The sequence below is a fragment of the Alteromonas sp. ABH4_457 genome (assembly GCF_056160625.1).
The window spans coordinates 463,576-483,148 of the sequence record NZ_JBSWXN010000007.1 but is presented as its reverse complement, the minus strand read 5'-3'; the positions used below and the strand labels follow the sequence as shown (position 1 = coordinate 483,148).

The following is a 19,573-nucleotide window of genomic DNA, read 5'->3' as shown; positions in this document are numbered from 1 at the left end:
GAGATTCATATGTCAGGTTTCGATAAAGTCGTTACCAGTTATGAAGCAGCACTGGAAGGTCTGTCTGACAACATGACCGTTGTGGCCGGCGGCTTTGGACTGTGTGGTATTCCGGAAGGGTTAATTGCACAAATCAAAACAGCAGGTGTTAAAGGCCTGACTGTGGTATCAAATAACTGCGGTGTCGACGGCTTTGGTCTCGGTATTTTGCTTGAAGACCGCCAGATCAAAAAAATGGTGTCTTCCTATGTTGGTGAAAATGCCCTGTTTGAAAAACAGTTGCTCGACGGCGAACTTGAGGTCGAACTGACCCCGCAAGGTACGCTGGCTGAAAAACTCCGTGCCGGAGGCGCCGGTATTCCCGCGTTCTACACGGCAACAGGCTACGGCACACCTGTCGGTGAAGGCAAAGAAGTCAAAGAGTTTAACGGCCGGCCTTATATTCTTGAAGAATCGATTACCGGTGACTTTGCTATTGTCAAAGCCTGGAAAGCAGACCGCTACGGAAATTGCGTTTACCGTCACACCGCGCAGAACTTTAATCCCATGGCAGCCACCGCAGGTAAAATCACTGTGGTTGAAGTTGAAGAAATCGTAGAGCCCGGTGAACTTGAGCCCTCTCAAATTCACACCCCGGGTATTTTCGTAGACCGCGTGATTAAAGGTACATTCGAAAAACGTATTGAGCGTCGCGTTACCGCGAAGAAGGAGGCGTAATCATGGCATTAACCAGAGATCAAATCGCAATGCGTGTGGCGCAGGAATTTCAGGACGGCAGTTACGTAAACCTCGGTATCGGTATTCCTACTCTGGCCGCTAACTATGTACCCGAAGGCATAGAGGTTATGCTGCAATCAGAAAATGGTCTTTTAGGCATGGGCCGCTATCCTGATGAAGACGAAATTGACGCAGACATGATCAACGCCGGTAAAGAAACTGTGACGGCTATCACCGGCGCTTCTATTTTCAGTTCCGCCGACAGCTTCGCCATGATCCGTGGCGGGCACGTTGATTTCACTGTGCTGGGCGCATTTGAGGTCGATGTAAACGGTAATATCGCCAGCTGGATGATTCCCGGCAAACTCATTAAGGGCATGGGTGGTGCCATGGACCTGGTGGCCGGTGCGAAGAACATCATTGTTACCATGACTCACGCTGACAAACACGGTAATTCAAAACTGTTAGAGGCCTGCACCCTGCCTCTTACCGGCGTGAACTGCATTACACGCATCATCACAGATCTGGCCGTACTTGAAGTCGCAGACGGTGCTTTTCATCTGTGTGAACGGGCGCCCGGTGTTTCCGTGGACGAAATCCGTGAAAAGACCGCCGGCAAACTGATTGCCGCTGATGATGTACCGGAAATGCAACTTTAATCTTCCTGACATAAAGTAAAGAGGTGCCTTACCGCGCCTTTTTACTTTGCTTCCCGCCTTTATCTGACAAAGCCTTTCGTGGATAATACCGCCATTGTTTTATACGGGGTATTCACTTGAGCTTGTTAATTGCCGATCTTCCGGTACACCATAAAATTGTCAAACGTTTGCAGGAAAAAGGCCTGGAAAGCCTGACTGAAGTGCAGGAACAAACTATTCTGCCGGCTCTGCAGGGCAAGGACATCATGGCATCGTCAAAAACCGGATCCGGTAAAACCTTTGCTTTTCTGATCCCTCTTGTTCACCGGTTAATGACCAACAAAGCACTAAGCAAGCAGGATCCCCGCGCACTTATTCTTGCCCCTACCCGCGAGCTGGCCAAACAAGTGTTCTCGGAATTACGCAGCCTTGCCAATGGCGTCGGTCTGCAAAGTGCGCTGATTGTTGGTGGTGAAAATTATAACGATCAAACAAAAGTGCTGCGCCGCAACCCTCATGTCATTGTGGGTACCGCTGGCCGGATTGCCGATCACCTGGAAGACAAATCATTTTTTATTAACGGGCTGGAACTGCTTATTTTCGATGAAGCAGACCGTATGATGGATTTAGGCTTTGCGGATCAGCTTAACCTGATCAACCGCTTCGCGGATCACCGTAAGCGTCAGACAATGTTGTTTTCTGCCACGCTGGACAATATTGCCCTGAATCATTTAACCCGCGACTTATTGAAGGCCCCTGTGCGTGTGGCTGTTGGTGAGTCGACTGCTGCCCATCAGGATATCGACCAGACTTTGTATTTTGCCGATGATGTGGGACACAAAGATAACCTGCTGCTCACGGTACTTAAAGAGCAGGCATACAATCAGGCGGTAGTCTTTACAGCAACCAGAGAAGACACAGACCGCATTGCTGCCATTTTAAATGAACAGCACCTTGAAGCTGTTGCTTTACGGGGTGATCTGCCGCAAAACCAGCGGGCTGCTATCATGAGTAATTTCAGTCGTGGTCAGAACAGTGTGCTGGTTACCACGGATCTTGCTTCCCGGGGCTTGGATCTGCGCAAAGTAGGCTTAGTGGTCAATTTTGACCTGCCGAAACAGTCTGATGAATATATCCACCGGATTGGCCGTACAGGCCGGGCCGGAGACAAAGGTGTTGCCATTTCATTTGTGGGTCCGAGGGACTGGGCAAGCTACCTGACAATTAAAGATCATGTCAGCTATGATGTTGACTGCACCACGCATCCCCTGTTACCGGCGAAGTTCAGCGGTAAAAAGCAGATGAAGCCGAAGAATACAAAAGGACAGGATGAGCGCAATCGCAGTAAAACCGTCTCTGCCGGTCAAAAGCCACCGGTGAAAAGGCGGGTGAATACCATGAAAGGCGATGAAGCCGGTCATATGCCGGTGATGAAGAAAAAACGCAATGACGTCATCGACGATGACGAAGAAGAATGACACAAAAAAACGGGCTGAATAAGCCCGTTTTTTTAAAACTATGCAGGATTAATATTCCCACCAGCCTTCCTGCCACCAGGCAAGAAATTCTTCAAAATCGATATAGCCGTCATCATTGTCGTCAATAATTTTGAACCCTTCTTCCACATGGCTCATTTTCGTTTTCGGCGACAATACGGTCAGCAGTTCAATAAATTCAGGCAGATCGATTTGACCGTTACCGTCTTTATCAAAGAAGCTGAAATCACTTTTGATTTCGGCGATTTTTTCTTCTGTAAGTTGGGTGCTCACTTAATGTCCTGATTAATTACGACTTATGAACAAAGTGTACAACCCAACTTCCCGGCTGTCTACTTAACCTGTGCCTGTTTTGCTGCCAGCGCACGTTGACGCTGCTCTTCTGCTTTTTCCTGACGACGTTTTTCCATTGCCAGTCTGGCATCAGAACCCACGTGCTCTTCGCTGCGTGCTTTCGCCAGCTGAACCTGTTTCTCACGCTCGCGGAAGCGGGCAATCTGGTCGTCACTGTGTGTACCGTGACAATGGGGGCAACTCACACCCGGCTCGTATTTATCAGACTGTTTGTCTTCTTCAGTAATCGGCAAACGACAGGCATAGCAGGCATCATACTGACTTTTCTGTAAATCATGATTTACCGCAACACGGTTATCAAATACAAAGCAGTCACCTTCCCATAAAGACTCTTCTGCCGGTACATCTTCCAGATATTGCAGAATACCGCCTTCCAGGTGATAAACCTCGTCAAATCCCTGCTCTTTCAGGTAAGCCGTGGATTTCTCACAGCGAATACCGCCGGTACAGAACATGGCCACCTTCTTATGCTTTTCCGGGTCCATGTTATCTTTCACATAATCAGGAAATTCACGGAAGGTCTTTGTTTTTGGATCGACGGCATGTTTGAAAGTACCGATTTCAATCTCGTAATCGTTGCGGGTATCAATAACCAGCACGTCAGGATCACTGATAAGGTCGTTCCAGTCTTTGGGTTTAACGTATGTACCCACCGTATGACGGGGATCGATACCTTCCACCCCCATTGTCACGATCTCTTTTTTCAGTTTTACCTTGGTGCGATAGAACGGCTGCTCTTCATGCAGGGATTCTTTATAAGAGATAGGGTTGATTCGCGGGTCACTGTTCAGATAAGCGAGCAAGTTATCAATCCCTTCCCGGGGACCGGAAACTGTGCCGTTGATGCCTTCGCTGGCAAGCAATAATGTGCCTTTGATACCCTGCTCTTCCATCTTTTCGAGAAGCGGCTGGCGCATGGCTTCGTAGTTTTCAAGCGCAACGAATTTGTACATCGCGCAAACGATATATTGAGTCATTTTATATTTACCTTTGCTGATTGGAGCGTAAGACCAGTGCAAATTGCGGCGCGAAATATACCAGAACGTCTGCGATTTTCCAAATCAGCTCAGGAGCTAACAAAAAATAAGCTTTTTTCAGGCAGTCAGCAATGAGGAAGAACCGCTTATCACCTCATCCAGCATAGTTTCATCTACAGGTTCCGGCGCGCGGGAAATATGCTGCAACCGCATACGGGTTGCCAGACTGCAATTTTCCTTAACTTCGGGAGGAATGAGCGTGGCATTGTCATGGGCACTTAACGGATCAGGATGCATAGACTGCCATAATGAAAAGGCTGCTGCTGAGCCTGAATTCGCCATCTTTGCCGTAGTATTGAGCGCCATATAATCTGCATCAGAGGGCTTAAGCGGTGGCCGTTTATAGTGATTCAGACGCTCGGGAAAATGAGGATCGCCGGTAACCCCGTCTGCCTCTGCAGGCAACAGTGAAAAGTGCTCAGCACCGGGCTGACAATGCATGGCAAGGAACAGGGAGAACTGCGCGCCTTTACCTGCCGCGCGGGCAAGCTCCCCGTTCCATTCACGATCAGGGATCAGTGCCGGTAGCCGGCCAGAGTCAAAGGGTAAATCAGGTGTACTCATACTGTGCTTATCGGCATTGACCGGGATAACTAAAGACAGATCCGTACAAATTTACATACTTGAACTTTAGGCGTAATGGTCCGATCATTATACTAAAGTCTGATTTCAGGGTAACAGGTAGATGAATTACGCAGATAAACGTGTACTGATTATAGAAGATCAGCGCCCTTTTCTGCTGGTTTTGCGGGGACTGCTGCATTCAATGGGTGCAACCGAAGTTGTCACCAAGCCCTCTGCTGAGCAGGCGTTATCCCTGTGCCGGAAACGCAAGTTTGATATCATCATCAGCGACCTTCATCTGGGCTCTGACAAAAAGAACGGTTTTGAATTTATCGAAGAGCTGCGTAGTCAGAAACTGGCAAAACCCTCAGCCATTGTGATGTTGATCAGTGCTGACAGCACCCGTCCCTTCGTACTGGGCTCTATTGATCGCGGACCTGACGACTACCTGATAAAACCCTTTTCCCAAAACCAGCTGAAAACCCGTCTTGAACGGGCCTGGAAAAAACGCCAGGCCCTGCTGCCCGTTTATCATGCGCTTCATGAAGGCGATACTGCCCTTGCCCGAAAGCAGGCGGAAAAATTACTTGCTACTAACCGGCCTTACCGTGGTTCGGTTGCACAACTGCTCACCGGCATTTGCTGGCAACAGAAAGATTTCGCCGGTGCTCTGAACGTACTGAGCGATTTTGATACAGACAGACCTGTGCCCTGGTTGCAACTGGCACTGGCTAAAAACTGGTTGAAAATGAATGAGCGGGACAAGGCCCTTTCTATGGCACAAAGCGTTCTGCAACGTAACCGTTTCAGTGCCGAAGCTTATGACGTGGTGGCAGAATGCCAGTTACTCAATAACGACACTGAGCGGGCTGCAGAAACCATACGTCATGCCATCAAAATTTCCCCTTACTGCACAGAGCGTCATCACATTGCCTGTCATATCGCCCGTCAACACAAAGATTTTGTGCTGGCCAGTGAAAGTGCGCAGGCAATCTGGTTGTTGTCCCGAAAAACGGTAAAAGAGCATGCGGATATCTGGTGCAGCTACATTCGCAGTATTCTGGAAGTAGCGGAAAACGCTGAAGATAAGAAAACCCGTAACCGCTATCAGCAGGAAGCCCATCTTGCCGTGCAGCGGGGTAAATTTGACGATTACCTCAGCCGTAATAACGACGAATTCGATTTCGTGATCTATGAACAAATATTCACAGCCCGGCTTCACAGTATTGAAGGAAAGCTCATTGAAGCTAAGCGGGCGTTGAACAGTGGCCAGGAAGCGATACAACACAAATACGAGTCTTATCCGCAAACCTATGCGCCGGACAGTTTGAAAGTGATGTATGCCATCGGCGAATATGATGAAGCAGACGCTCTGGTAAATGTAATTCGCTCAGGTAACCTGCACGATTCTGTAAAACAGATGCTGGATACCGACAAGCAAAAGGCTGCTGAAAAACAACAGCTTTACTCTATGCATAACAAAGAAGGCATTGAACATTATCAGCAGGGCGATTTTAAAGCGGCACGCACGTCTTTCACCAAAGCCCTGCAGTTTGCGCCGGTGAATACCGGGGTTGCCCTCAACCTGCTGCAATGCGTGATTAAACTGCTGAACACCGATACTAAAGAGCAGCCGGCTTTATTAACAGACAGCAAGCGGCTGCTGAAACTGCTGGATGGTATGTTCATGAAACCTCAGTTCCTGCAAAAGTTTGAGGAACTGAGAGCAGAATTATCAGGACTTACCGGAAAGGCTGCCTGATAACACGTTAACAGTTTTTTTCCTTCCCAGCGCGGCCATCATCGAGCCGGTGACCACAAGCAATGCCCCGCCATAAGCAACCGTGTCCAGTTCCGGCTGATGGAAGGTATCTGGCATAATTTTCTCAGCTAACGTCATACTGATAAAAGTAAACACGGGTTGTACTGCCAGCACGGCGGATACCTTCGACGCATACCAGACACGCATCGCCTCGGTGAAAGCCCCATAGGCAACCAGTGTATTCAGGCAGCAAAACACCAGTGCTGCCATTTGCAAACCGTCCATGGACATCAGCTCTGTCGGGGTACTCAGCGGGATTAGTAACATGCCACCTGCGGCATACATGATGAGTGTGAGTTGTCTTGCTGATAAAGTGCGTAACAATGGTTTTTGCGCCAGTGCATAAATAGCCCATGCGACAGCTGAACCGGCGATGATGAACAGGCCGGCAATACTTTCTGTTTCTGAGGCAAATATCTGAGGCAACCGCTGATTGAAAAACAATCCCAGCCCGAGGATCAAAAGGCCCGCGCCGGCAAACTGCACTTTGGTGAACGACTCTTTGTACAACAACACCCCGCCGGTCATCAGCACAAACGGTGCAATTTGCATGAGCACCTGGGCACTGGACGCACTGAGGTAATTTAATCCCATAACGTTGGTGACATAGTTTGTCACCAGCATCACCGTAGCGAGGGCCGCGAGCAACCAGCCATTGCGGGTCAACGATGAGGCAACAGGCAGGCTGCGACGTATTTTTAGAATAAAAAATACCACCAGCCCTGCCGTCAGGAAGCGGTAAAAAGTAATTGTCGGGCTGTCCATTACCTTAAGGCAAAGGGTTAACGCTACCGGCAGCACGCCCCACAAAAAAGCGGTCAGCAGTGAAAGTAAAAAACCGTAGACCGGTCTGAGTTGGGATTCCAAGCAGTTATTCGTCCAGCAAATCTTCGAGGCTGGCAATCATATCGTTGATCTCATCCTCCAGCTTGCTTTTTTGTTTCGCTGTCAGAGAACTTGCGACAGATGACGCCAGTCTGGCATGTTGCTGTCGATTGTTTCGCCAGACTTGAAGAAATGCTTCAGACCGGTACTGTTCAGGATTGAGCATCAATGCAGTCAGTTGCTCAGTAAAATCAGGATTACTCTTACGGCCGGCGAATAACACCCTCGCCCGCTGCTGCAAATCACGACGGTATGCCAGCCACAATTCCCGTGACGGCATGAAGCCGGGCGCCATATCCTGAATTAACTGTTTTTGTTCCTCTGTCAGCCGGCCGATCCTTTCTTCCATATCCTCTTCCAGGCTTTCTACACGGTCTTCCATGCGTTCCGTTTCTGACCACTCATTGGTTTCTTCTATCTTTTCCTCTGTTTCCTTGTTGTCCTTTTCCAGTGCAGCAAACAGTCTGATCACCTGCTCGTCTGACAGCTCGCCCGCCATTGATGCCAGAGGCGGAGTGATTTCCTCCCGCAAACGCTGCCAGTGCTCCGTGGCTTTGGTGTAATGAGACAACAGGCGCTGTTCTGTCAGCCGGTTCTCTGCCAAATCCTCTTTCACCAGTTTGAGATGATTGATGTAGGCGGGCAATTCTCTGCTGCGATGCCAGTCAATCCACTTGTCGAGCTGCTTATCGAACATGGCTTCCTGGCGATTATTCAGCTCGATGTAATCATCCATGTACCAGTAAACCAGCCAGTCCAGATTGTTGTATGCCAGTTTACTGCTGCATCCGCCCAGCAATAAGACAAATATAACTGTTACCCATTTTTTCATGACTGTTCCTGCCTGAAACCATTGAACAATGATACGCTCACCTCTATGCTTCACGGTGATGTGTTATCACTATAAAGCCCTGAAAATCACAGTAAATACTATTTAATTTTTAGTAACAATTCTGTCTCTCTGTGGCTTATATGATTCGTATCAACACTTGCAGTTCAACCCGCTGGCATACTTTGCCGGCTCTGATTCAATAAGGACGGAACGTGAACAGTAAAGTAGCCATACTCACCTCGGGAGGAGATGCTCCCGGCATGAATGCCTGTATCCGTGCCATCGTGCTGGTTTGTGAACGGGCCGGCCATGACATCGTCGGTTATTTGCATGGTTATAACGGTTTGCTGTCACAGGAATACATGACACTAGACAGTCGTCAGGTACACAACCTCGCCCAGCGCGGAGGCACGATTTTACACAGTGCCCGCTGCAAGCCTTTCAAGACTGATGAATCCGGTAAGCTTGCTGCTGCCAATCTTACAGCGCTCGGTATAGATACCCTATTTGTGATTGGGGGAGACGGCTCTTTTCGCGGCGCAGCCCATCTCGGAAAATTCTGGCAGGGTCAGATCATTGGTTTACCGGGTACCATTGATAACGACATTAACGGCACAGACGCCACTATCGGCTATTTCACCGCAATTGAAACCGCTGTCCAGTCCGTGGATAAAGTACGGGATACTGCTGATGCATTTGAGCGTGTTTTTCTGGTAGAAGTGATGGGCAGACATGCCGGTTTCCTCGGTCTGAACGGCGCAATTGCTTCAGCGTCAGACTATGTCATTTTGCCGGAACTGTTTGAAAGCGAAGAAAAGACATTAAAAGACATCCTGACTCAGCTCAATGAACGCCGGGAACAGCGCGGTAACGTGAGTTACATCATCGTGCTGGCGGAAAACCTCTGGCCCGGCGGGATTGCTGATTTAGCTTCACGACTGGAGAAATCGCTTACTGAAACAGAAGTGCGTCCTGTTATTCTCGGGCACGTGCAGCGGGGCGGCTCGCCGGTCTCTCAGGACAGGTTGCTGGCACTTAAACTGGGTGCCTATGCGGCAACTTTGACGGGCAGTGCTGTAACCGGCGTGATGATTGGAGAACAACATGGTAAACCGGTTCAGGTTCCTCTGGAAGACACCTGGAAGCAACGTAAACCGCTGGATGACCTGTCAGTTGATACCATGAAACTACTTATGAACAACCGTTATGCGTAACCTGTTACCGGGCGGATAAATTAAAAAACGGAGCATAATGCTCCGTTTTTCTACATCTTCATCGCGGCTTTGACTTTATCGCGGTGACTGCGGCTGACTTTCAGCTCGGTGTCATTCTGCAGAATAAGGTGATACTCGCCACTGATATGACTCACCAGCTTCTTGACGAAGCGGATATTGGCAATGGCAGAACGGTGAACTCTCACGAACCACTGAGGATTCAGTTCCTGTTCCAGTTCCTTCATGGTTTTACGCATGATATGCATACCATCCAGCGCATGAACACACATGTAGTCACCGGCAGCGTCAATCCACTGGATGTCCTGCACGGCAACACGGGTCACTTCAGAGCCGTCTTTAATGGCCAGTACTTCCGGATAAGGATTGGTGTCGATAGACTCGCCGCTGGCAAGTTTACGGAGAATTTCGTTGGTATCATCACCGGTAAGCTCAGCCACCAGATTTACCAGCTTGCGGGACTGCTCATCCTGGTCACGGGTAGTGAAATACTCTCTTACTTTCACCAGCGCATCTGACAATCTGGCATCGTCAGCCGGTTTCAGTAAATAATCAACTGCATGAATATCAAACGCTTTAATAGCATAGCTGTCATAAGCGGTGACAAATACAATCATCGGAATTGGCTGGTTCAGTTCACGGAGCTTGTGAATGACCTGAAACCCGTTCAGACCCGGCATCTGGATATCCAGAAAAACCAAATCAGGCCGGTTTTTAGAAATTACGCTTACCGCATCCAGACCATTCTGGCATTCCGCCACCACTTCTACATCAGCGTGACGTTCCAGACGTGTGCGTAACCCTTTCCTTGCCAACGGCTCGTCGTCTACCACGACAGTTTTTATTTTACGATCACTCATGCTTTACGTCTTATACTTCGTAAGGGATCCGCAGTCTCACACGTATGCCTGACGGCTGATTATGTTCAACCGAAAAAGCAAAATTACGCTGATATAAAGACTGCAGACGTTCCTTTATATTCACTAACCCCACACCGTTTTCACGATGCAGCTGACCATCCTTTATTTCCGCACCGGGCCCGTTATCAGCGACATCCATTAACAGGTCGTTACCAAAGGTACGTGCAGAAATAGAAATTTGACCGCCGTTCTCCATAGTGGATATGGCGTGTTTAATTGCATTTTCAATAAGCGGTTGCAAAATCATCCCCGGCACCAGGGCAGACTCACAATCAGGTTCAATATCCCATACTACATCTAATCTGTCATCAAATCGTACTTTTTCTATTTCAAGGTACAAACGCAGTACTTTGATTTCTTCACCCAAAGTAACCCGCTTAATGGGATCATTATCCAGAGAATAGCGTAAAAAGTCTGATAACCGTGACACCATGGCTTCTGCAATATCATTTTCTTTCAGCAGGATCAGCGTGGAAATGGCGTTCAGTGTATTAAACAGGAAGTGAGGGTTAAGCTGATAGCGCAACATTTTAATGTGCGCCTGATGCGCCATGGTACTGGCTTTTAATGCATTCTGCTTTTCTTTTTGCAGCATCTGGAAGTTCTTGATACCAAAATAGGTACCCGTCCAGCAGCCCACCATGATCAGAGAATTGATCGTATTGGTAAAGTACAGATACCAGGCATCAGGCCGGTAGCCGTGCTTATAGATTTCCCAGTAGTTGACGTTCTTTACTACTGCCCATACCAGCGCCACCACATAACAGGCGAGAATGACGGTAGTGATCATTTTCAAAGGAGACAGTTTTCTGGCCCAACGAAACACATACCGTAACGGAATGGTCAGTAACCAGCCGGCATAAGCATTGAGCAAAATGATAAAGACCCAGATAGGCCGGACATCATGAAGAAACGAACCAATATAATAAATTAACGCAAAACCCGCCCAGCCCACGCTGTGCAAGGTCCAGAATAAGCGTTCGTTACTTTCGAATAACTGTTGCCAACGACTCACTTTATTACCGTAAAATCAAATAGTAATTTCAATTATACGCATATTAAACGGGTTCATGGCAATCTTGGTCGTGCTTCCCCGGCACCTTGTCGCAGTGGATTTTACTTAATAACTTATATTTAAGCGCTTAAACCAGTGAGTCCACCACCAGGCCGGGCCAATGAGTAAAAAACGGATATCATCGAAAAACGACGGCTTCCGGCCTTCGATTTTGTGACCGGCAAACTGCAGGATCCACATGACTACAAACAAGATAAGACAAAATTCCCACACAGCCACAGGACTGCCATCAATCAGATTGATGACACCGAAACTGATAATTGTCAGTAGCGTCATAGCCGCGCCTACCGGACCGGACAGGCGGAAATAGTAGTACAGGACCGGCAGCACCAGCAGGTGGGCCCAGGTGAGATCGGTTTGCTGCAGAAAGCCGGGGAGCGGAATACTCCATATTAAACCCAGGGTAACGAGGTAAATAGACGGCACCGCAACGGCGTGGATTAACACATTCGTTTTATTCTGGTGGCTTTCCGAGTATTGCAATAACAACTTGTCAATTTGTCGCATATCAATAACGCTCCGTAAATGGATCCGCCGGCGGTAACGGAAAGCCTGAGCTTTTTCTGCTATAGAGCCAGAATATAGCGTTCAATTAAGGTTTCGACCGCCTTTTGCTCATTGGTAAACTGAATACCGTAATAATAGTATCCTTTTACTTCGGCAACGTTCCGCACGTTGCTGTCTATCCTAATGGTTTCACCATCCAATTTACAGCCCAATGTTATTTTTTTGTTAACTTCAAGCTTACTGTCATCTGAACCCGTTTTTATGGCCAGTTTGCAGCCTGTTTTCGATACATCAATGATCAGGCCCCGCACTCTCTCCTGCTCTTCCTGATCTAAATAGACACTGACAGGAATGCCCGGCTGGGAACGCCGGTCGCTGCGTAGCCCCATGGTTTGCAGCTTAGACGGAAAACCGGTGATAAGAATACTCACCGGTTTGCTGAAGCACTTTAAAATTGTAGTTTTGAAGGCAATAACCTGCCCCAGCCCACCTTCGATCACAAACCTTACGACCACTTCATTGCCGGCAACAAGATAATCACGGATGTTGGCCCATTTATGGGTATTTGGTACCTGGAAAATAAATGCGTTAGGAATATCCATACCCACATAGTGCGTTTTAAGGCGTTGCGGTGCAGTGGGTGTCTCTATCTGTAAATCGACAACGGTGCCGGGCGCCAGGCTTTTCAATGCAGTCATGTCATCTTTACTTAAAGAGGTGGTTTCGGCTTTACTCACAGCAGGCTGTACTCCTTTTCAGTCAGTGACATTATCATACTCCCTTTTCGCCGATGCTGACAAAAAGTCCGGTGTGATGCATGATAGCACTCTGCATGACTTTTCACGGATATTTACATGACTTCTTTGCGATACGATCTTTCCGTCCGCTCCCGCTCTCAACATCTTTTCGCAGTAACCCTCACAATTCCCGCCTGCGACACTGATGTACTGACGTTGAGCTTACCGGCGTGGATCCCGGGCAGCTATATGGTGCGGGATTTCGCCAGACACATCATCACACTGACAGCTACAGACAACGCAGGCAATGTTTTACCTGTTACAAAAACAGATAAACAGACCTGGCAAATTAAAGCGGGTCAACAGCCAGTCACTGTTGAATACACCGTTTATGCCTTTGATCTCTCAGTACGTGCAGCTTACCTGAACGACGAATACGGCTTTATCAACGGCACCAGTGTCTTCTTGCAGGTCAACGACCTCCCCGCAGCGTCCTGTGAAGTGACGGTATCTTTACCTGAATCCTTAAGCCACTGGCATGTAGAAACCAGTATGCAGCCTGATGACACAAACGGTACACATTTTATCTGCGAAGATTACGCGGAGCTCATCGATCACCCTGTATTCATGGGTGAGTGTGTGCTCGACAGTGTAACGGTTCAGGGCGTGGAATTTGTGTTCCTTTTTAGTGGCAAAACGCCAGTAAACACGAAAAGAATATGCGAAGACATGGTGCCGGTTTGTGAGCATCACCTTAATTTATTCGGTCAGCCCGCGCCCGTGGACCGCTATGTGTTCATGACGTTGCTGAGCGACAGTGGCTTTGGCGGCCTTGAGCACCGCAGTTCTACGGCCCTGCTCTACCCACGGTTTGACTTACCGCTGGAACGTGAAGGCGGCGGCAAAACTGATCAGTACGTCACCTTTCTGAGCCTCTGCTGTCATGAATTGTTTCACACCTGGCATGTTAAGCGCCTGCGTCCTTCCGTTTTCCTGAAACCGGATTTAAGTGCAGAAGTCTATACCCCCCAGCTTTGGATTTATGAGGGCTTTACCAGTTTTTATGACGATGTGACGCTGGCGAGAACGGGCCTCATCAGCCCTGAAAAATATCTGGAAATTGTTGGTCAGAACCTCACCCGTTTACAGGTGACAGCGGGACGTTTCAAACAGTCAGTGGCAGAGTCCAGCTTTGATGCATGGACCAAGTTCTACAAACAGGATGCATCAGCTCCCAACAATATTGTGAGTTACTATGTAAAGGGCGGCATCATTGCCTTTGGACTCGATTTGCTGTTACGCAGAAAGTCGCAGGGTAACGTGTCGCTGGACAGTTTAATGCAGGCACTGTGGCAGCAATTTGGTGCAGAGGAAACCGGCACCCCTGATGATGTGATTGAGACCGTTTGCCGTGAAACTTTCAATATTGATGTATCAGAGTATCTTCGGGCTGTTGTTTACGGCAAAGAAGACGTGCCCCTGAATCAGTGGCTGGCTGATATTGGCGTAACGCTGCATACAAGGCCGAAAAACTCAGCATCTGACCGTGGTGGTGTACCGCCCTTACCGGCTTACCAGAAACATCATTTAGGGGCTGCCATTAAAAATGCAGAAACCGGCGTAATGGTTCAGGTTGTATTTGAAGACGGTGCAGCTTGCCGGGCAGGACTACAGGTAAACGACAGGATCATTGCACTGGATGGCTACGTAGTGAATGACATTCTGCTGCAGCGTTTATTGAATCAAACCGGTGAATCTGCCTTGCCGCTGACAGTACTGCGTGATGGGCGTTTGCTGACGTTATCCCTGCCTGTGCTTGAAGAGCGGCAGGAAGCCTGTTACTTCACCATTGAAGATAAGGAAAAGCTGGCAGCATGGCTTGCTACAGCATAAATGATTCAGCCCCGTACAGGGGCTGATTGCTTTTACAGGGTTAAATAAAAATAAGTTATTAGTGGCGGGGCGGTACCAGTAACGCTGGATCCAGCCTGGTTTTACCCAGGTTAAGCCGCCAGTCAAGATGGGGACCTGTTGCTCTGCCGGTCGCACCGATGGTACCGATAGCGTCGCCCTGCGCGACCACATCCCCGGCTTTCACCTTCGAAGAATCAAGGTGCAGAAACGTAGAGAACACACCCATACCGTGATCGAGAATCACGGTATTGCCGCTGTAATACAAATCATCTGATAATGTCACCACACCCGCTGCGGGAGCAATAACAGGCGTACCGGTTGGTGCACCAACGTCAACGCCATAGTGCGGCGCTTTAGGAATACCGTTCAGCACCCGCTGGCTACCGTATACGCCGGTTACCGGGCCTTCTGCCGGCCAGATAAAACCGGTAAACACAGCATCCAGATCAGAGATATTTCCGCGGGCATTGGTTACCACAGTACTGTCTCTGCGAATGCGTTTAAGTGTTTCTTCCGGCGGCGAAACCATGGAAGACTTCAAACCGTCAATACGCTGAATGTTGTACTGCCGCTTTTCCAGTTCAATGTCTCTTGAACCTGTTGTGCCGTCAGGCAGCGTCCAGGATAAAGTATGATTAAGTGCTGATTCACGGGCGAAACCAAATACAAATTTGCCCTGCGCATTGAGCTTGAGTGCTTCGCCATTCAATGTAACGTGACTTCCGGGCGGCAACTGTCCACGAAACAGACTGCCCTGCGTAAATTTACCATTCAGAACCAGCGCACCGGCTTCAGGGGCTTCACTGGCAGCAAGGCTTTGTTGCAAGGAAAAAACAGACAGTGAAATCAGCGCAATGAGAGCCAGCGGGATCAATCGCACACCAGTGCTCCTTTTCCTACGCCTTCATAAGCCAGCACTTTCACAGAGCCACCATTCTGGCGGGCTTTTTCTTCATCAAAAATAAACTGAGCCAGACATTCCACGGTGGAATCAGTAGTTATGACTTCACAATCTGATTCAGGCAACAATATTTCAAAGTAGCCTTGCGATGATTCATAGGCAAAACAGCAGTACTCTCTGTCTGCCGGCACAGTACCCGAGGCCTGACGTGCTGAAAAAGCCAGTCTGTCTTCTTCCGAGGCAATATATATATCTTCCCAGCGTGATGCCCAGTATTGCTGACTCTCAAGACTATTTTCACCGTTTACAAACACGTCGATTTTAGAACGGTGACCATGGGCTATACGCTGGCAATTGCCATCGTGTTTTTTCAGGCCATGGGTGTAGTGATAGAACGGCGTGGTGATCACTTCGGTGCGCAGAATCAGCTCAAGGTTATCTACGTTTTCCGGCAGATGAGTAGCAATCACTTCGCGAAGGTAGCTGCCGGTGGAGTCCTTAGTAACCGTTTCACCGTAGATGAATGCGTAAGCCTCTGCCGGACAATATAGCTGAATCACCCTGCCGTCGTTGCAGGTAAACCGTACATCCACATGTTCGCTGTTGTCTTCATGCACAATCGCCACGTTGGCGTAGTCAGCAGGTACCAGCAATTTATGGTCGACATAATCATCAATCAGTCGCTTCAGGTTTTTTTTCACCTTACCGAAATCCTGAATCATACTCTCATCGTTAAGATCGCCGGACAGGATCACATCCACGATCCAGCTTTCCCCAACCATTCCCCGCTCAGGGCACAGGTAAGAAAAATCCATGACGGTGAGGTCGTTGACAAATAATTGCATGTAAAACCTTGTTGCCGGAACTTAAACTGCCGGCATTATACGATAAATTAAACAAAGCAGGCAGGTTTCACCTGCCTGCTTACGAACGTTGGCCCGCATTTCGTTACTGTTACGGGTGAATAACGGCTATTGTACCTAATTTTTTGACTGTCTGGTCAACTGGTCTTTTAAATTTGGCGGAATACCTTTAATGGTCAGTGTGTCTGACACCGGGTCGTAGATGATTTTGTCACCCAGTAGTTTACGTTCAAAGCTAAGGGAAATACCGCCGCCCTGTCCGGTAAATTTAGCCAGCTGACGCAGCGCAGCAGGATCAGGTTGAATATTCTCTTCCAGCGGTGCCTCAAGCGTTTGCGTGAACGCCTCAAAACTGTGTTCGCTGTCACTGTCCGGCGATAACCGTCCGGATAACTCTTTGATCGACAGACTTTCACCACTGTCTATCTTTTCTTTGAAATAAGACTTCACTTCATCACGGTGCTGTTGCTGCTCTTCACGGTCAAGATTCTCACTGGCCAGATAAGCATCTACCGAAGAAATCAGTTGTTTGTTCTGCTGCTTAATGTCCACCAGCTCTTCGCAACCAATAAAATCCATGAAGAAATCAGACACCTTGCGGCCCATGAGTCCTTTAATAAAGCTTACGTAGCGTTTTTGCTCCGGCTGGATCTCAAGTTGAGTAAGGTCAATGCGTACTGCCAGTTGCATCTTCGCCAAATCAAGGTGCTCGCGGGCATTCAGCTCCAGTGCCTGATTGATTTCCACGTGGGAACGGGTATTCAGTAACGTGATCATCAGATACTGTGTTGCCAGAAACTCATACTGACAGAAAATCAGAAAGCCTGTTTGCACTGTACCGGTATCGGTCAGGGCTTTAATCAGCTTGTCACCGGAAGTCAGCGTAAAGGCATGGAAGATATCTTCCAGGTTGTCCACGCGCTCTTTTTGCGCGTGCATGAATTCTGCCAGTGACGTTTTAAAAGGAATGGTATCTTCACCGCCTGCAGCTTCTTCAGTGAAATGGCCCACACCTTTTCCGGGCTTGCTGTTAAAGCTGTGATTGATCTGATGAGCCAGTGATTCGATTTCCGGCGTCACCGCAAGACACTTGTCCCGTGGAATGATGGACAGCTTGTCTTCGCCGCTGACGACTAACCGGTGAACAACAAAATGATGAATCAGTGCACTCATAGACTATCTGGGATCCTGTTTAGTTGAGAATTTACAGTGGAATTCGCGGGATTTACGAATGAATGATTGTTATCACTCAGACAACGATTATAATCATTTAAAATTAAATTCCATTCTTTTTTAGTAAAGAAAACAGTAAAAGAGGCGTCACAATGCCCCAGCAAAGCCGTTATTCCGATTCGGATTTTGAAGCGCTAATGAATAAAGTCATCCTCACACTCGAGGAAAATGAGGCCAGTCGTGATTTACAGCTCATGGTATTGGGTAATGTCATCACGCACATTCTTAATACACAGGTTCCCGCTGCTAACCGCAAAGCCATGGCGGAACAATTCGCTTCGGTATTACAGAAAAGTGTTAACTAACAGGGCTGAATAATGATTTTAGCGGAGTCACCTCGCCGTCAGCGGGTCACACGCCTGGTAAACTGGGGCCACTGGTTCGCGCTGGCTAATATAGCCATCGCCATGATCATCGCCTCAGTATTTATATTTTCCTCTCCTTCACCGGATACGGCCTTAGGTGCCTTGTATCTGGTATTTAACTGGTTCGGTCATATTGGTTTTATGACCTTTTCCGGTTTTGTTATATTCATTCTGCCGTTGTGCTACCTGGCGACGAATCCGAGAATTATCAAGTTTGCGGCATCCGCCATCGCGGCAACCGGGCTGGCATTGATGGCGTTTGACGCCCTGCTGTTCAACCGCACCGGCTTTCATTTAAGCTTCAGTTCTGCCGATCTACTGCGCAACGAAGCACAAAATCAAATCAGTCAGTTTGGTTTACAACAGTGGATGTACTTATTACTGCTGTTTGTGGTCTGGCTCGGTTTTCAGCTTGTGCTGGCCAATGCGTTATGGAAACGTGTGGAGCGATTACAGCATCACAAAATCGGTACGCCGGTAACCGGCTTTTTCCTTACCTGTTTTGTCGCCAGCCATGCGATTCACGTGTGGGCTGATGCAGAGTTATATCAGCCTATCGTGAAGCAGGACAATATGTTTCCGTTGTCCTATCCGGCTACGGCAAAAACCACCATGTCCCGCTATGGCCTGCTGGATCTGGAACGCTACAAGGAACGCAAACAGCTGCAGTTTGATCCGCAAATCCATCAGGTGACCTACCCCACGGAACCGGTTTACTGCAATATTGAAGCTGACCGTACCCTGGCGCTGGTCGTGCAAACAGACGATACACCGTTGCCGGACATGCCACAGTTTGATCTCAGAGAAATGAACAACTATTTCTCTACAGCTTCGTCACTGGACGGCTTGATCCTGACTACCCTGTTCGGTGTGCCGGAAATTTACCGCGATACACTGGAACAGAAAAGACCGGTTCTGCTGGCCTTACCCGTGGGTCTGGGCATGCCTGTGTCTATTCACGTCGACGAAGCACTGCCTGCCAGTATGCTTGACGGTTACCGACAGCCTGTCAGTAATAATCATGCCGGATTGCACATTGCCTTCCTGTCGGGTGACAAAATTGCAGATATGCTGAGCGACGATGTGTTTGCGCAAAGTGATGTGATCATTGCCACCGGCTTCTCTGAAGATGGCGGTACCCGCCGTGGAAAACTGCTTACGACGCTGGATGTGAAAGGCAGTATTGCCAGCACCGAAGATTTAGCGCCTACAGTATTGAATGCATTAGGCTGCGCAGCGCCGGTCCAGTTCTACTCCACCGGACAAAATTTGTTGCAACCACAACGTAACTGGCTGGTGAGTACTTCCGGTGAAAAAGTGGTGGTGCTGCATAATCAGCAAATGATTGAAGTGCTGAGTAACGGCAGCTTTGAAATATCAGATATTGACAGCCGTGAGCGAAGCAACGACCCGTTGAATGTGGATTTGCTCAGCCGTGCCATCAAGCACCTGACCCATTTTTCAAGGTAAAAACCGTTACC

The 19,573-nt window shown here is 48.5% G+C and carries 20 protein-coding genes; 8 read left to right on the top strand and 12 right to left on the bottom strand.

The features are described 5' to 3' along the window. Window positions 1-9: 9 nt before the first annotated feature. The 3 genes from ACXAGR_RS19840 (at window position 10) to ACXAGR_RS19830 (ending at window position 2,833) form a co-directional block, all read left to right on the top strand. The gene (locus ACXAGR_RS19840) at window positions 10-717 is read left to right on the top strand and encodes a CoA transferase subunit A (protein ID WP_119501307.1); all 708 of its coding nucleotides are present in this window, start codon (window positions 10-12) and stop codon (window positions 715-717) included. Window positions 718-719: 2 nt separating this feature from the next. Then, entirely contained in the window at window positions 720-1,376 is a 657-nt protein-coding gene (locus ACXAGR_RS19835) for a CoA transferase subunit B (RefSeq protein ID WP_119501306.1), read from the top strand. 122 nt (window positions 1,377-1,498) lie between these two features. Then, on the top strand, window positions 1,499-2,833 hold the full coding sequence (locus ACXAGR_RS19830; RefSeq protein ID WP_474852163.1) for a DEAD/DEAH box helicase: 1,335 nt from the start codon (window positions 1,499-1,501) through the stop codon (window positions 2,831-2,833). Window positions 2,834-2,881: 48 nt separating this feature from the next. On the opposite strand, the gene ACXAGR_RS19825 is transcribed toward ACXAGR_RS19830, so the two are convergent. From ACXAGR_RS19825 to ACXAGR_RS19815, 3 genes are all read right to left on the bottom strand, one after another. Continuing rightward, window positions 2,882-3,124 (bottom strand): EF-hand domain-containing protein, encoded by a 243-nt coding sequence (locus tag ACXAGR_RS19825; RefSeq protein WP_119501305.1) that lies wholly within the window; start codon window positions 3,122-3,124, stop codon window positions 2,882-2,884. Window positions 3,125-3,183: 59 nt separating this feature from the next. Then, window positions 3,184-4,182, bottom strand: coding sequence for an oxygen-dependent tRNA uridine(34) hydroxylase TrhO (trhO, locus tag ACXAGR_RS19820; protein ID WP_303574160.1), 999 nt, complete (start codon window positions 4,180-4,182; stop codon window positions 3,184-3,186). 117 nt (window positions 4,183-4,299) lie between these two features. Continuing rightward, window positions 4,300-4,806, bottom strand: coding sequence for a VC2046/SO_2500 family protein (locus ACXAGR_RS19815; RefSeq protein ID WP_474852112.1), 507 nt, complete (start codon window positions 4,804-4,806; stop codon window positions 4,300-4,302). Window positions 4,807-4,927: 121 nt separating this feature from the next. Here ACXAGR_RS19815 and ACXAGR_RS19810 point away from each other — a divergent pair, with 121 nt between their 5' ends. After that, complete coding sequence (locus ACXAGR_RS19810) at window positions 4,928-6,568, top strand: response regulator (RefSeq protein ID WP_474852110.1); 1,641 nt, start codon at window positions 4,928-4,930, stop codon at window positions 6,566-6,568. Here the strand turns inward: ACXAGR_RS19810 and ACXAGR_RS19805 are convergent. Continuing rightward, window positions 6,542-7,495 (bottom strand): DMT family transporter, encoded by a 954-nt coding sequence (locus ACXAGR_RS19805; protein ID WP_474852108.1) that lies wholly within the window; start codon window positions 7,493-7,495, stop codon window positions 6,542-6,544. The two genes, ACXAGR_RS19810 and ACXAGR_RS19805, sit on opposite strands and share 27 nt — an antisense overlap. Before the next feature lie 4 nt (window positions 7,496-7,499). Further along, window positions 7,500-8,345, bottom strand: coding sequence for a DUF6279 family lipoprotein (locus ACXAGR_RS19800; RefSeq protein WP_474852106.1), 846 nt, complete (start codon window positions 8,343-8,345; stop codon window positions 7,500-7,502). 212 nt (window positions 8,346-8,557) lie between these two features. On the opposite strand from ACXAGR_RS19800, the gene ACXAGR_RS19795 reads away from it, so the two are divergent. After that, a complete protein-coding gene (locus ACXAGR_RS19795) occupies window positions 8,558-9,559 on the top strand; it encodes a 6-phosphofructokinase (protein WP_474852104.1) in 1,002 nt (333 codons plus the stop codon). 50 nt (window positions 9,560-9,609) lie between these two features. Here ACXAGR_RS19795 and ACXAGR_RS19790 read toward each other — a convergent pair whose 3' ends face one another. The 4 genes from ACXAGR_RS19790 to ACXAGR_RS19775 all read right to left on the bottom strand — a co-directional run bounded on the left by ACXAGR_RS19790 (window position 9,610) and on the right by ACXAGR_RS19775 (window position 12,816). Beyond that, window positions 9,610-10,437 (bottom strand): LytR/AlgR family response regulator transcription factor, encoded by an 828-nt coding sequence (locus ACXAGR_RS19790; protein WP_119501298.1) that lies wholly within the window; start codon window positions 10,435-10,437, stop codon window positions 9,610-9,612. Window positions 10,438-10,447: 10 nt separating this feature from the next. Further along, window positions 10,448-11,512, bottom strand: coding sequence for a sensor histidine kinase (locus ACXAGR_RS19785; RefSeq protein WP_119501297.1), 1,065 nt, complete (start codon window positions 11,510-11,512; stop codon window positions 10,448-10,450). Window positions 11,513-11,617: 105 nt separating this feature from the next. Then, window positions 11,618-12,079, bottom strand: coding sequence for an Mpo1 family 2-hydroxy fatty acid dioxygenase (locus ACXAGR_RS19780; RefSeq protein ID WP_303574166.1), 462 nt, complete (start codon window positions 12,077-12,079; stop codon window positions 11,618-11,620). 59 nt (window positions 12,080-12,138) lie between these two features. Continuing rightward, window positions 12,139-12,816 carry a flagellar brake protein gene (locus ACXAGR_RS19775; protein WP_474845917.1) on the bottom strand — a complete coding sequence of 226 codons (678 nt, stop codon included), beginning with the start codon at window positions 12,814-12,816 and terminating at the stop codon, window positions 12,139-12,141. A 117-nt stretch (window positions 12,817-12,933) separates the two neighbouring features. On the opposite strand from ACXAGR_RS19775, the gene ACXAGR_RS19770 reads away from it, so the two are divergent. Beyond that, entirely contained in the window at window positions 12,934-14,709 is a 1,776-nt protein-coding gene (locus ACXAGR_RS19770) for a M61 family metallopeptidase (protein WP_474852102.1), read from the top strand. A 58-nt stretch (window positions 14,710-14,767) separates the two neighbouring features. Here the strand turns inward: ACXAGR_RS19770 and ACXAGR_RS19765 are convergent, their stop codons facing one another. The 3 genes from ACXAGR_RS19765 to yejK all read right to left on the bottom strand — a co-directional run bounded on the left by ACXAGR_RS19765 (window position 14,768) and on the right by yejK (window position 17,667). Then, window positions 14,768-15,571 (bottom strand): M23 family metallopeptidase, encoded by an 804-nt coding sequence (locus ACXAGR_RS19765; RefSeq protein ID WP_474852161.1) that lies wholly within the window; start codon window positions 15,569-15,571, stop codon window positions 14,768-14,770. A gap of 29 nt (window positions 15,572-15,600) precedes the next feature. Next, a complete protein-coding gene (locus ACXAGR_RS19760; protein ID WP_119501293.1) occupies window positions 15,601-16,476 on the bottom strand; it encodes a 6-carboxytetrahydropterin synthase in 876 nt (291 codons plus the stop codon). Between the two features lie 135 nt (window positions 16,477-16,611). Then, on the bottom strand, window positions 16,612-17,667 hold the full coding sequence (gene yejK / locus ACXAGR_RS19755; protein WP_119501292.1) for a nucleoid-associated protein YejK: 1,056 nt from the start codon (window positions 17,665-17,667) through the stop codon (window positions 16,612-16,614). Between the two features lie 152 nt (window positions 17,668-17,819). Between yejK and ACXAGR_RS19750 the strand changes: the two genes are divergently transcribed. Further along, window positions 17,820-18,032: a YejL family protein gene (locus ACXAGR_RS19750; protein WP_303574171.1), complete on the top strand. Its 213-nt coding sequence runs from the start codon at window positions 17,820-17,822 to the stop codon at window positions 18,030-18,032. 12 nt (window positions 18,033-18,044) lie between these two features. Continuing rightward, entirely contained in the window at window positions 18,045-19,562 is a 1,518-nt protein-coding gene (locus ACXAGR_RS19745) for a DUF3413 domain-containing protein (RefSeq protein ID WP_474845910.1), read from the top strand. Window positions 19,563-19,573: the final 11 nt, after the last annotated feature.

Excerpts from the sequence above, each read along its gene's own strand:
- ACXAGR_RS19840 (WP_119501307.1), top strand. The coding sequence starts at position 10 with ATGTCAGGTTTCGATAAAGTCGTTACCAGTTATGAAGCAGCACTGGAA.
- ACXAGR_RS19835 (WP_119501306.1), top strand. The coding sequence starts at position 720 with ATGGCATTAACCAGAGATCAAATCGCAATGCGTGTGGCGCAGGAATTT.
- trhO (WP_303574160.1), bottom strand. The coding sequence starts at position 4,182 with ATGACTCAATATATCGTTTGCGCGATGTACAAATTCGTTGCGCTTGAA.
- ACXAGR_RS19815 (WP_474852112.1), bottom strand. The coding sequence starts at position 4,806 with ATGAGTACACCTGATTTACCCTTTGACTCTGGCCGGCTACCGGCACTG.
- ACXAGR_RS19810 (WP_474852110.1), top strand. The coding sequence starts at position 4,928 with ATGAATTACGCAGATAAACGTGTACTGATTATAGAAGATCAGCGCCCT.
- ACXAGR_RS19800 (WP_474852106.1), bottom strand. The coding sequence starts at position 8,345 with ATGAAAAAATGGGTAACAGTTATATTTGTCTTATTGCTGGGCGGATGC.
- ACXAGR_RS19790 (WP_119501298.1), bottom strand. The coding sequence starts at position 10,437 with ATGAGTGATCGTAAAATAAAAACTGTCGTGGTAGACGACGAGCCGTTG.
- ACXAGR_RS19780 (WP_303574166.1), bottom strand. The coding sequence starts at position 12,079 with ATGCGACAAATTGACAAGTTGTTATTGCAATACTCGGAAAGCCACCAG.
- ACXAGR_RS19770 (WP_474852102.1), top strand. The coding sequence starts at position 12,934 with ATGACTTCTTTGCGATACGATCTTTCCGTCCGCTCCCGCTCTCAACAT.
- ACXAGR_RS19760 (WP_119501293.1), bottom strand. The coding sequence starts at position 16,476 with ATGCAATTATTTGTCAACGACCTCACCGTCATGGATTTTTCTTACCTG.
- yejK (WP_119501292.1), bottom strand. The coding sequence starts at position 17,667 with ATGAGTGCACTGATTCATCATTTTGTTGTTCACCGGTTAGTCGTCAGC.
- ACXAGR_RS19750 (WP_303574171.1), top strand. The coding sequence starts at position 17,820 with ATGCCCCAGCAAAGCCGTTATTCCGATTCGGATTTTGAAGCGCTAATG.
- ACXAGR_RS19745 (WP_474845910.1), top strand. The coding sequence starts at position 18,045 with ATGATTTTAGCGGAGTCACCTCGCCGTCAGCGGGTCACACGCCTGGTA.